Source organism: Aeromonas sp. HMWF015 (genome assembly GCF_963878965.1).
GTDB classification, from domain to species: Bacteria; Pseudomonadota; Gammaproteobacteria; order Enterobacterales; family Aeromonadaceae; genus Aeromonas; species Aeromonas veronii.
This window is the reverse complement of the sequence record NZ_CAWNZT010000254.1, coordinates 2,313-17,169: the sequence shown is the minus strand read 5'-3', so window position 1 is coordinate 17,169 and position 14,857 is coordinate 2,313. Positions and strand designations below refer to the sequence as shown.

Below are 14,857 nucleotides of genomic sequence, written 5' to 3'. Positions count from 1 at the left end.
GGCGATGCCGAGGATCAGCAACTTCAATAGCTCGGTCACCACAAAGGTCTGGTCAAACACCTTGAGGGCCGCGCTGTGAATGGCGGGGGCGGAGAGCAGATTGAGCTGCTCGCCAAAGCGCTCGTGCAGGCGGTCGGCCAGCAGCTCGGGGTCATCGCTAAAGAGGGCAAGGGATTGCACCGCCCCTTCGCTAAAGGCATGGAGGATCTGACCCTTGTCGCTGCCGTAGTCCTGATAGACGCCGGTGACGGTGAGCTGCCTTGGCCCCTGCTCGCTGCTGATCGCCAACTGCTGGCCCACCTTGACCCCGAGGCGCACCGTCAGCGGTTCGCTCGCCAGCACCTCGTCGGGGCGGGTCGGCCAGCGTCCGGCCAGCAGCGGATAGGCCGCTTTAAGCTGGGGGATAAAGTCCATCTGGGCCCACTCGATGGGCTGCCCCTGCCAGCGGGCCGGGTGCACCGAGCGGCGCGAGGCGGCGCTCACCAGCGGATTAGCGAGCAGGATCTCGAGGGTGGCTTCGCTCAAGGTGCCCTTGCTACCCGCCACCCCCTTGGGGGCGGTGACATAGAGATCGGCGGCCAGACGCTGGCCGAGCCAGATCTCCACACTGGAGCGAAAGCTCGACACCATGACCCCGATGCCGATGGCCGCCGCGATGGCCAGCTGCAACGCCATCACCGCGATGGCGGTGCGATCGAGATGATAGAGGGTCTCGGCCACCCCAAGCCGGGCGGTGAGGGGGCCGCCTGCGCGCCGTCGCAACCAGCCAAGCAGGCCGCGCAGGGCATCGGGCAGCCAGAGCGCCATGGCCAGCAGCCAGCCTCCGGCGATAAACAGGGCGCCGGTGAGACCGGTTTGCGGTAGCCACAGACACAGAGTGCACAGCAGCAAGATGGCGATGGCCAGCACGCGCCGTCGCCACGGGTGCACAGGGGGGCGGCTGCTCCCGGCGCGCAGTTCGAGGGGGGATTGGCGCAGCAGTTGCCACCAGCCGGGCAGGTTGGCGGCCAGCGTACCGAGCAGCCCGATCAACAGCGCCTTGAGCAGGCTCACAGGGGAGAGGCGCAACAGATCGATGGGGTTGGGGCCATAGAGATCGGCCAGCGCCTGGGTCAGCTGTCCCATCAGTGTCAGCGCTAACAGGCTGCCGAGCAGCACCCCGAGCAGGGTGCCGACCGTGGCGAGAATAAGTAGCTCCAGGATGAGCCAGCTGAGCACCCGGCTTGGTCCCATCCCCAGAATGATCAACTGGGCCAGCTGGGGGCGGCGCACGCTCTGCACAAATCGCTGGGCGTTGAACACCAAAAACAATCCCACCGCCATGGCGAGCAATGACAGCGCCGTCAGGTTGAGGGCCAGCGCATCGCCAAGCTGGCTGGCATCGAGCGCCGGGCTGATGGGCTCAAGCCATAAGGGCTGGTTCGGGTAATCGGTTTGCAGGGTGGCCTGCAGGGTGCGAGCCTCGGCGTCACTTAGCTTGAAGACGATGTGATCGAGCCGACCTGCTTTGCCCAGCAAGGGCTGGGCGAGGCCGATATCGGTTATCAGCAGCCGCTCCATGGGCACGGTGCCGGGTTCGAACGTACCCGCCAGCGTCAAGGTCAGGGTTCGGGCGCAGGCACCATCGCTGCCGCCCAGCACAAAGCGGCGGCTCTGGCCCGCTGGCCAGCCAAGTCGCTCCGCTTCGGGGGTTGCCAGCCAGACGCTGTCGGCACGATTGAGGGAGAAGGCGGGGTCGCTATCAGGCGGGGTGCCAAACAGCTGGCGCAGGGGGCCGGGGTTGAAGAGATCCATCCCCAGCAGTTGAAAGCTGCGCCCCTCTTCATCCTTGAGCCAGCCATGGAGCTGGGGCATGGCATCGAGGGCGGGCTGGCTTGTCACCAGTTGCACGTAAAGCTGTTCATCCAGCCCGCCAGCGGGGGCCAGCCGGTAGTTGGCTTCCCCTGCCAGCTGACTGCGGGCGGCGACAAAATTGGTGCGGGCACTGTGATTGAGCAGCTCGATGGCCACCACCAGCGAGACTCCCAATACCAGCCCGGCCAGACTCATCAACAGCAGCCAGGGGTGGCTGCGATAGAGGCGCAGCAGCGCTTTGAGTGGCAACATCAGCGTGCCTCCGGCAGACGCAGTCGCCGCTTAGTCATGACGGGGCCCCTTGAGTTCGATAAGTTGCCCCCCTTCGAGGCGCAGCACCCTGTCGGCCAGCGCGGCATAGGCAGGGTTGTGGCTCACCAGCAGCAAACCTGCGCCGGTGTCGCGCACCGCCGCCACCATCAACGCCATCACCTGTTCGGCATTGTGCTCATCGAGGCTGCCGGTGGGTTCGTCGGCGAGCAGCCACTGGGGCTGATGGATAAGGGCGCGGGCCAGCGCTACCCGCTGACGCTGGCCGCCGGAGAGCTGCTCCGGCCAGGCATGGCGCTTGTGGCTCATATCAAGCCGTTGCAGCAACTGGTCAATCCTGGTTTCATCCGGTGGCAGCCCGTTGATGGCCAGCGGCAGGGCCAGATTCTCGGCCACGTTCAGGGTCGGCAGCAGGTTGAAATCCTGATAGACGATACCGAAATGGCGGCCCCGCAGGCGTGCCCGCTCGTCGGGTGAGCGAGTATCGATCCGGGTCTCCCCCAGCCAGATCTCCCCTTCGTCCGGTGCAATCAGCCCGGCGATCAGATTGAGCAGGGTGGACTTGCCGCAGCCGCTTTGGCCCAGCAGCAGAGTGATCTCGCCAGCGGGGAGGGCGAGATCGAGATGGTGGAACAGCGGCAGTCGTTCACTGCCGTTATCGAAGCTCTTGCAGAGGTTGCGCAGGGTCAGCATGGGGTAACCGGTTGATGGTCAATGGCTTTCATCATGCTTGGTACGCTAGCACGGCCAACAATGATCAACACCCCTTACGGTTGTTCAAGAGTGCCAGTTAGTGATCAAGTCGGCAAAAGAGCAGTGGATCCTCGCTGGATCCCGCTTGCCCGAGGTGGTTAGAATAGGGGCTTCCATGGGTCACAGGATGAGCAAGGATGTTACACAAGCAAGTCAGTTTTATCATCGATAGCAAGGGGAACAAGCAGGCGGCCGTCGTCCCCATCGAGATCTACAACGAGCTGATGACCCTGCAAAAGGCGCTCTCCGACAATCGGCCGGGGGAGCGCGAGCTCTACCACTTCAACGGCAAGGGGGCCGAAGCTCACGGTTATCCGGTGGGCAAGCGGCAAAATCCGGGCTTTATGGTGCTGGCCGGTTCCACCGCCAATGGCGAGGATGCCGCCTCTTTGCGCGAAGCGGTGATCGAGCTGCGTCACGAACTGCTGGAAAAGGGGGTCATAGTGCCCCGCAGTCAGGGCGGCTTTGTCTTTACCGCCGATCAACTGTTCAACAGCCCGAGTCTGGCCGCCAGTCTGGTGGCGGGCAATAACCGCAGCGGTCTGGATGCCTGGCAAAACAGCGCGGGGTATACCCTCAAACAGTCCGGTTTTGGCAAGAAGTGACGCATATCGGAGGGGATTGAGGGGCGCCTGATTCCGCATCTCTCCCACCAAAAACAGAGCGCCCCCTGTCGCAAGAGAGGGGGCGCTCTTTTTTATATCCAGCAGATGGATCAGTGTGCCTTGTGGCCGGTGAGCAGCCAGTAGCTGAGAGCTGAACCGACCCCGCAGCAGGCGATGGCAATGGCCATCGGCAGCGGCGAGTGGGGCGGGTTGAGGTTGACCAGAATGCCGACCAGCGCGCCGATGCCAAAGCGCAGGGTGCCTGCCAGTGCCGAGGCGGTGCCCGCCGCCTGCGGGAAGTGGCCCATCAGGCCGGTCATGGCGTTGGCGCCCACCAGACTGATATGACCGACAAACAGTACCACCGGAATGACGATGCCCCACAGGCCGCCAGTCTGGCTCCAGGCGTTGTAGACCAGCAGGGCCCCCGCGCAGGGCAGCACCAGCAGACCGTATTGCAGCATCCGCTCGGCGCCCACCCCTTTCACCAGTCGGCTGTTGACGAAGGTGACCACCATCATCAGCAGAATATTGAGGCCAAACAGCCAGCCGTAGTGCTCGGTCGGCACCTTGAAATACTCGATATAGACGTAGGGTGAGCCGCTTAAGAAGGCGAACATGCCGGAGCTTGAGAGGGATCCGCACAGCACATAGCCCATGGCGCCGCGATGGGAGAGTACACCCCAGTAGTTCTTGAGGATCTGGCCGATCTTGAGCGGCTGACGGTGCTCGGGTTTCAGGGTCTCCTCGATTTTCCACTGCATCACCAGACAGATCAGCAGGCTGATCCCCACCAGCAGCCAGAAGATCACCCGCCAGCTGGCATGGGCACTGATATAGCCGCCCACCACAGGCGCCACCAGCGGCGCCAGGGTCATCACCAGAATGACGAACGACATGGCACGGGAAAAGGCATCCTTCTCGAACAGGTCGCGCAGCAGGGCATTGACCACCACAGAACCCGCCGCTCCCCCTGCCGCCTGCAACATCCGATAGGCCAGCAATTCGGGCAGGGAGTCCGCCATGGCACATCCCACCGAGGCGATGGCAAACATGATGAGCCCCGCCAGGATCACCGGCTTGCGGCCATAGCTGTCGGCGAGCGGGCCGTAGAAGAGCTGGCCGATGGCAAAGCCGCCCAGAAAGGCGCTGATGGTTAGCTGGGCACCGTCGATGCTGGTGGCCAGATCCCGGGCGATGGCCGGAATAGCCGGCAGATACATGTCCACCGCGAGCGGGGTCAGGCCCGCCAGCGCACCCAGCAGGATAAAGAGAAAACGGGGGGAGAGGGCGGAGGCCCGGGTCGGAGCGGTTTGGGGCATAGGGTATCCAGTTGTGGGATGGATGGAAAAAAGGGCGAAAAGGCAGTCTATCAGTTTTGTGCCTGCGGGGGATCCGGTATGGCGAGCCAGAGGCCCGGTTCGGCGTGAAATCTGGGGGCAAACCAGATCTGTCTGCTACCAGCCTGCATTCCGGTCGGCTCAATGGCCCGGCGGCTCAAACGGCAGGCTCCCTGAGAGAGCGCCAGTGCCGCATCCCCCTTGTACCAGCCGTCCGTTATCGGCAGTGCCGTGGTCTCCCGCAGCAGCCGCACTCCCCACTGGGTCACCAGCGCCGGGCACGTTTTTTCTGCCAGCCTGGCTGCCTGCACCATGGCGGGAGGACGGGGCAGGGTAAAGGTTGCGCCGAGCAGCAGCAATCCGGCCACCGTTACCAGCTTCTCGCCCCGACGCGGCAGCCAGCCTGCCAGCAGCACGATACCGAGCAGGATGATGGGGGCCAGATGGCGAGGATTATCGGGATTCTGGCCAAACAGGGTCCAGAGCAGCAGGACGAGCCAGTAGAGCGTCCAGAGCGGGGAGAGGACGGCAGTGTGGCCTTTTGAGCGCTGCCAGAGCGGCAACACCAGCAGCCCTCCGACAGCCAAGGGCCAAAGCGGAGTGAGCTGATCGTTGAAGGTGTGCGCCCAGCTCAGCAGCCGATCGCCATGGGCCGCCGCTGTGTTGCCCCAAAGGGTAAAGTGACCGTCGGTAAAGCGGCGCCCCTCGCTGAAATAGGCCCAGCCATCGGCCTGCCAGACAAAGAGCAGACTGGTGAGGCCCACCAGTGCGATGGGGAGCACAAACCTGCCGCGCGTGCCCTGCTGCGCCATCCCAAGCCACAGCGGCAGCAGCGCCAGCACAAAATAGGAGGGGCGAAGCGCCAGCATGAGGCCCAGCAAAAGACCCGCCAGCGCGATTCTGCGCTGCTGCAAGGCCAGCAGCGTCCCGATCCAAGCGGCGAGCGCCGGCCCGTCCGAGAGGCCGGAGAGCGCCAGCGTAGGTGTAAGCGGCAGGGCCAATACCAGCAGCCAGACGGGGGCGAGCAGACTTGGCCGTTGCCACAATCTGACCGCCAGCAAGGCGGCGAGCGGCGCCAGCAAACTGCTCCCCAAGAGGCTTGCCCACTGCACCGCGCGGGCCGGATCGTCCACCGCCAGATTGATCAGCCGCGCCAGCCAGATAAAGGCGGGATAGCCCGGAAAGTGGGGGGAGAACTCCAGCACGCTAAAGCGCGTCACCCCGTGGGCGAAATTGAGGGCATCGTCGGAATCGAGCGCCACCGGAAAGGCCAGCAGCCAGCCGAGCCAGGCCAGTTGCAGAAGGATCAGCAAGTAGGGTCGATTAGCGAAGCGTAATCGGCCGTGGTGACGTCCCCCTTCTCCCCTTGTGGGAGAAGGGCTGGGGATGAGGGGGGCCGTCGTCATCAATGAGAGGCCATCACAGCGGCGCCAGCACGGCCATCAGCGCTTTTTCCGCTGCGGCAAAGGCGGCGGCATCGGCGGGTTTGGCACCCACCCCGAATACCCCCGGGTTGCTGATGGCATCCAGTACCTTGGCCAGCCCCTGTTCGGCCGCCTTGCGATCCCCTTCACTGAGGGAGGGGAGGATCAGATCGAGGAAGCGCTTGCTCTTGACCACCAGCACCTTGGCGGTCTGGTAGTCGCCAAGATTCTGGCTGGCCCCTTCGAGGCGGCGCTCGATCTCCGCCTTGTAGGCGCGGTTGAGCAGGGCGGCGGTGGCTGCAGCATCTTTGGCCTTGATGGCGGCGGCCAGCGGCGCTTGCAGTTCCACCTTGTGGTGCTGTTCCAGATAGGTCAGCTCGTCGGCAATCTCGCTCAAGGTGGCGCTGGCATCCTTGCCGTCAGTGGCGGCGCCCAGCAGCGCTTCGCGGGCGTCGATCAGTGGCTCCTTGCCGGCGGCTGCGTAGGAGTAAGCCTGTGCCTGCCCGTTCAGGGCCAGCAGCAGGGTGAGGGCGAGTAAACCCGGGCGGATGGTCATCCTGTTCTCCTTACTTAATGCCAAGAGGTTGGCACTCAGGCCACGCTCTGGGTTTCAATCACGGTATTTTCGTTGCGATGGTTAAAGATGGCGTGGCGTCTGTCCACCCCGTCGATCACCATGTCAGCGGCCATCATCCCCATCTCCATCGCGGTGTCGGTGAAGATATAGCGGAATGTCCCCTGACGGCCGGTCATGATGAGGTTGGTGATGGGCATCAGCGCCTTGATGGCTTCGTTGCGGCGCGCCTGATAGCCAAGATCCATCAGCGGATAGGCGTACTCGCTGCGGGCTTCGAAGGTCTCATCGCCAAGCTTGGCGGTATCGACGCCGAGGCTCGCCAGATCAGCGGTAACACGGCCACGCAGATCAGAGAGCGGCGCCTGCCAGGTGGCATCCCCCGGATTGCAGGGGATCTCCAGCATTACCGAGGTCTGGCCCTGTGGCGCCATAAAGGGGCTGCGGCGGCGCGGCTCCTGCAGACGGGTCGCCAGAATATGGGGGTCGGAGAGGTACTGCCAGGTGTTGTCCGACAGGTTCTCCTGTTTCAGCGGCATATTGACGAAGCGAAGCGACCGGTAGTGCAGATCGCACGGCAAGCCCAGATGCTGGCAGGTGAGTGGCAGCGGCAGGGTGGAGATCACCTGATCAAAGAGCTCGCTCTGCTCAACGTCATCTTGTTTCCAATAAACCCGTTCGATGCGGCCATCGGCCTGCTCCAGGCGGGTGATGGTAGAGCCGGTTTTAAGATCGACCCCCTCTGCCACCAGTCGCTCCCCCAGAGTAGCGAAGATCTGGCCGAAGCCATATTTGGGGTAGCGGTATTTGCGGGCATAGGTGCGCACCGAAATGCTGCCGTTGCGTCTTGGCAGCAGGCGGCGTGCTACGTCTTTGAGATCGATGAGGCTAATGCGCTGACCGGCCCAGTCGGCGGAGAGCTTGTCCGGGTTGATGCCCCACAGCTTGCCGGTGTAACCCTCGAAGAACTGGCGATAGAGGGTGCGGCCAAAGTGACTCTGGATCCACTCGGCAAAGCTCGCCTTGGCAAAATCGGTGGGCTTCTTGGCAAAGGGCAACAGCAGCAGATCTTTCACCGCCCCGGCCATCAGGGCGAGCGGCGCTGTCTTGAGCAGGTTGGGCAGGTTCAATGGGTAGTCATAGGTGCGTCCGCCAAAGCGGATGACGCTCTTTCGCTCGGCGTGGAGCAGGTCATCCCCCATCAGCTCGTCGATAAAGGCTAGCAGCTCGGGGTTCTTGGTGATAAAGCGGTGGCCGCCGTAGTCGAAGCGATACTCCCCATCGCGCCCCTTGAAGGTCTGGGTGGCGCACATGCCGCCGACCACCGGCTCCTGCTCGAACAGGGTGACAGCAAAACCGGCGCGGCGCAGGCGCCAGGCAGCCATCAGACCGGCGGGGCCAGCACCCATCACTGCAATGCTTTTCTTGTTGTTATCGCTCATGACGTTTTCCGAAACTGCTTGATAGATAAGGGAACCGCACCAATGCGCGGCTCCCGAATAGTGTTGTTACCGTGTGGCCTTGTTGCCACAGGGCGTGCGGGCTTAGCCTTTGCTGGACGCGGTGCTTACCTGAGGGCGATAGCTGCGCTGCCAGAGGGTAACGAAGATCGCCAGATAGAGGGCCCAGGTCAGCAGCTGCAAGCCAGCGGGTGAGGCATTGTAGCCAAACAGGGCGCGCAGGAAGGTACCAAATACCCCCTGATCGTCGAGAATGTGGCTGATATCGAACACCGGCGTGGTCCAGAAGGTGATGATGTCTGCCGCTTGCAACATGTTGACGGCGGACGAGAGCAAGCCTGCGGCGATGATGATGATGAGCAAGCCCGTCCAGCGGAAGAAGGGGGCCAGCGCCACCTTGCGGGTGGAGCGCAGCAGCCCCCACACCAGCGCGATGGAGACCAGCAGCCCCGCCAGCGCGCCTATCAGGCCGGATTGCAGATCCACCCCTTGGCCCGAGTAGAGTAGGGCGGAGAAGAAGAGCACGGTTTCAAACCCTTCGCGCATCACCGCCAGGAAGGCGAGCAGCACCAGCCCAAATAGGTTGCCGCCATCGATGGCCGCATCGATGCGCGCCGTCATGGCTCCCACCTGGGATTTGGCCTGCTTTTGCATCCAGATCGCCATATAGGTGAGCACCAGCGTGGCGAAGATCAGGATCCCCGCCATCAACAGGTGGTTGTAGCGCTCGCTCTCGAACTGGCTCACCACCACCTGGAACAGGAAAGCGACGATCAGGGAGGCGATCAAACCCAGCACCACCCCCAGATAGATGAACTTGTTGTAGCGGCTCGCTCCCAGCTTGGCGAGGTAGGAGAGGCAGATGCCGACCAGCAGGAAGGCTTCCAGCCCCTCGCGCAGGGTAATAAGAAAACTTGCAAACATCAGGATTGAGGCTCCGTAGCGGGCGTGACGGGGAGGGGCGGCAAGGTGAGTTGCAGCCGGTTGAGCATGACTATGGGTGGCTCCGGCAAGCTGGGCTCGGCGGCGCGCACCGCATCATTGACCCACTTGGGGTAGGTGCGGAAATTGAGTTTGATATCGGCCTTGAAGGGCCCTTGGGCATCTGCTGGCAGCGGCCAGGCTTCATCGCGCCAGCCATCGGCCGGAATACGGGTATCTTCCAACAACTTGGCGTAGCGCCAGAACTTGAGCCTCACCGGCTTGCCCTCGGCATCACCGAACACTTTTCTGAACAGTCGCGCATCTTCAGGGACAGCGCCATCCACCGGCTGGCCGCTGGCAAGCACCACCTTGCCGCTGGCGTCGGTGACAGTCAGCTCCAGCCAGAGTTCACGAAAATCGGCCACCCCGGTGGGCAGGGCATGGCCTGCGCCGGTATTGGCGACCCGCACCACCAGTTGCTGACTATCTGCAGCCTGTTCGATCCGAGCCGAAAGGGTGGCACTGGAGCGCAGCAGCGCCAGACTCTCCTGTTCAAGGTCGGGGTTGCGCAGCCCCACCAGCTGGTGCTGGGCGCCGGTAAAGTTGTGGCGATAGAGCCGCGCTTTCATGGTGCCGTTTTCGGTGGACTGGCCCGCCACCGGCGCGCCGCCGTTGCCCGGCTCGGGGTTCATATGGCAGTCGATGCAGGTGCGCCGTTTGGCAGGATCCTCGGCCTTGGCGAAGCTGGATTTTTCCCACTCGTCCCAGGTGTTGACGATATTGGCGCCGGTGCCCGGGGCAAACTCGTTGTGACACGATTTGCACAGGGCCGCATCGCGGTAGAAATCCTTCTGATAGGAGGCTTTGTGGGCCGCCGGACGGGCGTTGATCTGCCGTTCGGCCAGCCAGTGCTTGAGGCTGCCGCCCGGGGCATCCTCGAACACATAGCTCTCGCGGTCTTTCAAATTGACGGTAAAGGCGCTGTTGCCGCCCGCATCTTCCACCTTGGTGATGCGATGGCAGAGTACGCAACCGGTCCCTTCCTCAACCACAGATTCGCCAGCCTTGTGGGCGACAATCAGCGAGGCGCCGCCCTGCTCGAACATGTGGGAGCCCTTGGGCAGATCCATCTGGCCTGTCATCACCTGCTGGGGCATGTGGCAGCCCTGACACCACTGGCCGAAGGCTTCGCCCTCGGTTTCGCGGGCCAGCGCCTGCACCACCTTGTAGTAGGGGTGGGAGTTGCCCATCAGTCGGTGGTTGCTCTCGCTCCAATCCTTGAATGCCTGCTTGTGGCAGTTCTGGCAGGAGGCGGAGTTGAGCCACTCCTTCGGGTGGGTGGTCGGCGCCTTGGCAGGATCCGTGCGCGGGGCATCGAGCCGCAGCCAGTTGGCGAGATAGGGGAGGTTGCCATCGGCGGTGACGAAGGCGTGCAGATCTTCCATCATCGCTTTCACTTCCGGTTGGGGCCTCGCGGGGTCAACTGCCTCGGCGCCATCGCGGGTGTCATGGCCCATGCCGCCCTGGGTCTGCTGGGTCATGCGCAGGTATTCGCCGATAAAATCCCCCGCCACCATGTTGGCGAGGTTGGCGTGGCCGTTGATGGCGTTGTCGCCGCTCTTCTGGCGATGGGCCGCCATCAGATAGCGGTTGGTGAAGTTGAACCCGTCCAGATGGCAGGAGTTGCAGCTCATCCAGTTGTCCCCCGCCATGGGGAAGCGTGAGTTGGACGCTGTGTTACCAAGGTTGAACAGCCGCTCGCCGCGCTGAAGCGGCTCGGGGCGCGGATCCGTCTCTACCAGCTTGGCGAAGTGGGGCACATCGACGGTGACCCGGGCAAACGGGCCGCTGCCGCCGCTATTGAGGCGGGTGAGATCCTGCCCCATGGCGTTGTGCACCAGAATGTGGTCGCCATCGATCAGCAAGTCACGCGGATTCTGGCCTGGCAGGTGACGCAAGAGCTGGGTCGCCTTGGCGCCCCCCTGAAACTTCTTGCGGCGGTGACGGTTGTTGTTGGATTTGCCGCTGCGGGAGAGGTCGAACACCAGCAGATCCTCCGAGCCCGCCAGGGTCAGATAGACCCGCTTGCCGTCGGCGGCGAAGCGGGCGGCGAAAGGGTTGGAGACGATTTGGCTGCGGTTGCCGACGCTTGGCAGATTGATCTGCAAAAAGAGCTGCTTTCTTTCATCGACCCGCTCTTTCTCCTCATCCAGATCGATGATGGAGACGGCAGGAAAGACGGTGCTCTGAAACTGGAAGGGGTGATCGAAGCTCCACAACACGTGTGGCAGCCAGGCTTCGCTGCCATCGGGGGAGAGGGCGATACCATCGAGCAGACGCGGCAACCCCTGAGAGTCGCTTGGCGTGTTGCTGTGGGTCTCGGCCAGGGTGATGAGCTTTGGCTTGGGAAGCGAGGAGACCTTGGCGCCATGGCCAAGCTTGGCGAGATCATAGATGGCGAGCTGGCCGGTCATGGCGTGGGTGAGTAGCAGGCGATCGTTGTCGGTCAGAGCTAGTCCACGCGGGGTCTCGGCGGTTTCTGCATCCAGCTTGAGGTTGCCCGAGGTGTCGTAGGCCTGCAGGCGAGCTGATTCGAACAGCGTGACCCAGAACCACTGTCGCCTGGCATCGAAGATGACCCCATAGGGGCGATGACCGGTGGGGATCGCCTTTTCCAGAGTGAGATCATCATCCAGCAGCAGCAGGCGATCGCCGCTGTAGTCGGTGACCAGCAGGGTGCCGTCTTCTGCCCGGGCCAACTGGCGCAGATCGCCCCCCAATTGCACCTCTTTCAGCCGCTTGCCGCTATCGCGCTCAAGCAGGGTGACGGAACCTGCGTTCAGGTTGGCGGTGACGAGGCGCGGGCTTTGCCCCTCCTCATAGGCGAGCATTCCAGCGCCCATCTGCTGGGCAAACGCAAAGGGGGTTACCAGCAGCAGGACGAGGGCCAGCAGGGGTGACAAATATGCACAAAGAGATGACTTCAACATGGGATCAGGAGCGCCATTTCAAGATGGTCCAGCGCCAGGCGTGGCGCAGCACCAGAGGAGTTAACGCCAACGCGCTTAGCCAGTGGGCCCAGCTGGCGAGGTTGCCCATGACATCGCCCGGAGTGCCATGCAGCACCAGCAGCAGGCCGCTGGCCAGACAGACCAGCAGCAAGGCTTCGATAATCCGCCCCGTGGTACGCAAAAAGGGTTTATTGCTGCGGTTCAACAAGCTGCGATGGGAGAGCCAGAAGGCGCCAAACAGCAGCGGAAACAGGGTGAGCGAGAGCATCACATGGAAAAACAGATTCCAGCGCGCCAGCGACCAGAGCGGGGTCAGCGGCTCCCACAGCAGCAGGCCGGAGAAGAACATCAGATAGAAGGTGCCCTCGGCGGCCTGATGGTGGTAGGCCAGCCACTGCCAGAATTGTCGGGGTGAGAGAGAAAGGCTTGTCATAAAGGCTCCAGCACCCGGGCGGGGCAGCCCGGGGGGAGCAAGTTTATAACGCAGTAAGAGTAATGAAAAGTGTTATCAATTGTATTGCTGGTGAATCAGGGCTGAACAAGCACAGTGATCAAGCTCGACTATTTATGCTCCGCCATCCGCTCGGTCACCGCATAGATGAGCGCGGCCAGCGAGAAGGCGAGAAACACCACCACGGACCACTTCATATCGACTTCGTTGATGATGCCATCTTCGAGAAACGCCTTGAGCACCTCAACTCCGGCAATAGTCACCAGCGAGTTGATGACGATGAGCTTGAGGGAGGCAAAGTTGATCTTGCTAAGCCAGTTGCTGCTAAGGGAGGCGCGCTGCTCTTCCGTCTGGATAAATTGCACATAGCCACAGATAGCAACCAGGATCAGCATCTGGGCCACCAGTATAAAGTCCACCAGGGTCAGCACGCCGGTAATGAGGTCCAGATAGGGGATCTCGAAAATGTTTACAGAAAGCTGATAGAGCTGCATGGCAAACTTCACCATCAGCAATACCACGCAGATGAGAATGCCAATGTAGAAGGGGAACATCATCAATCTGCTGCCATTGAGCATGAAATTGAATCGACGCATGAGAACTCCGATGTTGGGAACAGGGCTAAATAGAGTGAGTATGGCGCGAGCATCCCGCAGCGTTGCAAGGCCGTGGGGACTGATTATGCCGGGTCGCCCCCTGCTTGCGCCTATAAAAAAATAAAAAGCCATCATAAAAAATAAAACCGCATCCCGCTGTCTTATTTGTGATTTTTCCCTGCCGTAACATGCCGCTTCTCGATACTGGGGGGCGACTGCCTCCCTCCTATTTATCAGGCTCGGCCCACTCTTGTGGCCGCTTGCCAGGAGTGTTGCGATGCGTATTGGTCTGCTGTTGAGTATGGGGATGCTGGTTGCAAGCGGGGTTCAGGCACAAGAGCTGGGAGCCATTCCTGAGGAATCTGGCTTTTCCGGCAGTGTGCTGGCGGGGGCCAGCGTTGGCGAGACCAAGTCTAATTTTGCCACGGGGAATGCAGGTCGCGAGCGTATTGACGCTTTGGGGGCTGCGGCGCAGCAGCGCCACCTTGATCCGGTGATCAACGGGGATCTTCGCTACACCTTTGCCTCCACCGGTAGCCAGCTGTTTTTGGGCAACCTCATTCAGGATGCCATTCGCGGCGACGGTACCCAGCAGTTCGGGCTGCGCCAGCAGCTGGGGGACAAGGGGATCGTGGCCGGTTCGCTGGTGTTCAATGCCACCCCGGTCAAGGTCTGGCGCGATCCCTTTGCTGTGGGTGTAGCTCGTCAGGAAAGTGACGTGCGCTCCCACGGCGCCCGTCTGGCGTGGGACAACATCTGGGGCAGCGCGTTCAGTGGTAGTGTCACCAGCCGCGACGTCAAGGTGGATGGGGAGTCCAGTGGAGAGCAATATGGTCGTGCGGTGATGGGGATGCTGGATCGCAATGGCTGGGTCAACTCCGCCGAGCTCTCCTACCAGTTCCGGCTGGCAGACGATCAGTTCCTCGAGCCGGCCTTGCGTTATCAGAGGGCGGATCTGGCGGGCAGGGCCGAGTCTTATGTGAGCAAGGGGTTGCAGCTCACTTACGCCAAAACCTCGCCCCGCTGGTCATTTGTCAGCAACCTCTATCTGGGCAAGCGCGGCCATGACGAGGCCAACCCGCTGTTTGGCCAGCGTGCCGACAGCCGCGACATGGCCATCGATGCCACCCTCTTCTGGCACCAGCTGTTTGGCATCGCGCCGCTCTCTGCACTCCTGAGCGCCAGCTATGCCAATGCAGACTCCCGGATCGATTTTTACGACATTCGCTCCACCAGCATGACCACAGGTCTGCTCTACCGCTTCTGACTCCGGTAACTGACAGCGAGATGAGGTGCACACACTGGGGCTGGTCAATCCAGCCCCTTGTTGATGGGGTGGCGCGCAATCGGCATGTCACGCTGTGTGCTGGTTGGTCATCACATGCAGGCAAGAGACGTTATGACAGCGGGCATTTGAGGGGCGCGCGTGGCAGGGAAGGGAAGGGAAGGGAAGGGAAGGGAAGGGAAGGGAACAAGCCGCAGATACGAAAAAGCCCAGCCATAAGGCTGGGCTTTAGAATGTGGCTCCCTCGACAGGACTTGAACCTGTGACATACGGATTAACAGTCCGCCGTTCTACCGACTGAACTACGAGG

General features: G+C 62.1%; 12 protein-coding genes and 1 tRNA gene. 2 read left to right on the top strand and 11 right to left on the bottom strand.

Features of this window, described 5'->3' with window-relative positions; genetic code table 11:
• Together AACS18_RS13440 and AACS18_RS13435 are read right to left on the bottom strand one after the other, a co-directional pair.
• Positions 1-2,106: ABC transporter permease (locus AACS18_RS13440; RefSeq protein ID WP_108612479.1), on the bottom strand; the 2,106-nt coding region annotated here is incomplete at its 3' end.
• A gap of 30 nt (positions 2,107-2,136) precedes the next feature.
• Positions 2,137-2,817: an ABC transporter ATP-binding protein gene (locus tag AACS18_RS13435; RefSeq protein ID WP_108612478.1), complete on the bottom strand. Its 681-nt coding sequence runs from the start codon at positions 2,815-2,817 to the stop codon at positions 2,137-2,139.
• A 197-nt stretch (positions 2,818-3,014) separates the two neighbouring features.
• Between AACS18_RS13435 and AACS18_RS13430 the strand changes: the two genes are divergently transcribed.
• Complete coding sequence (locus AACS18_RS13430; protein ID WP_005333716.1) at positions 3,015-3,482, top strand: DUF4357 domain-containing protein; 468 nt, start codon at positions 3,015-3,017, stop codon at positions 3,480-3,482.
• Positions 3,483-3,592: 110 nt separating this feature from the next.
• On the opposite strand, the gene AACS18_RS13425 is transcribed toward AACS18_RS13430, so the two are convergent.
• The 8 genes from AACS18_RS13425 to AACS18_RS13390 all read right to left on the bottom strand — a co-directional run bounded on the left by AACS18_RS13425 (position 3,593) and on the right by AACS18_RS13390 (position 13,262).
• Positions 3,593-4,804: a Bcr/CflA family multidrug efflux MFS transporter gene (locus tag AACS18_RS13425; RefSeq protein WP_108612477.1), complete on the bottom strand. Its 1,212-nt coding sequence runs from the start codon at positions 4,802-4,804 to the stop codon at positions 3,593-3,595.
• A gap of 50 nt (positions 4,805-4,854) precedes the next feature.
• Positions 4,855-6,135 (bottom strand): hypothetical protein, encoded by a 1,281-nt coding sequence (locus tag AACS18_RS13420; protein WP_108612476.1) that lies wholly within the window; start codon positions 6,133-6,135, stop codon positions 4,855-4,857.
• A gap of 106 nt (positions 6,136-6,241) precedes the next feature.
• Entirely contained in the window at positions 6,242-6,802 is a 561-nt protein-coding gene (locus AACS18_RS13415; RefSeq protein WP_108612475.1) for a hypothetical protein, read from the bottom strand.
• 35 nt (positions 6,803-6,837) lie between these two features.
• On the bottom strand, positions 6,838-8,262 hold the full coding sequence (locus tag AACS18_RS13410) for an NAD(P)/FAD-dependent oxidoreductase (RefSeq protein ID WP_108612474.1): 1,425 nt from the start codon (positions 8,260-8,262) through the stop codon (positions 6,838-6,840).
• A 102-nt stretch (positions 8,263-8,364) separates the two neighbouring features.
• Positions 8,365-9,204 (bottom strand): FTR1 family iron permease, encoded by an 840-nt coding sequence (locus AACS18_RS13405; protein ID WP_108612473.1) that lies wholly within the window; start codon positions 9,202-9,204, stop codon positions 8,365-8,367.
• On the bottom strand, positions 9,204-12,194 hold the full coding sequence (locus tag AACS18_RS13400; protein ID WP_181363280.1) for a hypothetical protein: 2,991 nt from the start codon (positions 12,192-12,194) through the stop codon (positions 9,204-9,206). Before AACS18_RS13400 ends, AACS18_RS13405 begins: the two co-directional genes overlap by 1 nt.
• A gap of 4 nt (positions 12,195-12,198) precedes the next feature.
• Positions 12,199-12,648 carry a hypothetical protein gene (locus AACS18_RS13395; RefSeq protein ID WP_108612472.1) on the bottom strand — a complete coding sequence of 150 codons (450 nt, stop codon included), beginning with the start codon at positions 12,646-12,648 and terminating at the stop codon, positions 12,199-12,201.
• A 128-nt stretch (positions 12,649-12,776) separates the two neighbouring features.
• A complete protein-coding gene (locus AACS18_RS13390) occupies positions 12,777-13,262 on the bottom strand; it encodes a YqhA family protein (protein WP_005333692.1) in 486 nt (161 codons plus the stop codon).
• Between the two features lie 277 nt (positions 13,263-13,539).
• Between AACS18_RS13390 and AACS18_RS13385 the strand changes: the two genes are divergently transcribed.
• Positions 13,540-14,529: a DUF2860 family protein gene (locus AACS18_RS13385; protein ID WP_108612471.1), complete on the top strand. Its 990-nt coding sequence runs from the start codon at positions 13,540-13,542 to the stop codon at positions 14,527-14,529.
• A gap of 254 nt (positions 14,530-14,783) precedes the next feature.
• Here AACS18_RS13385 and AACS18_RS13380 read toward each other — a convergent pair.
• Positions 14,784-14,857 (bottom strand) — tRNA-Asn (locus AACS18_RS13380).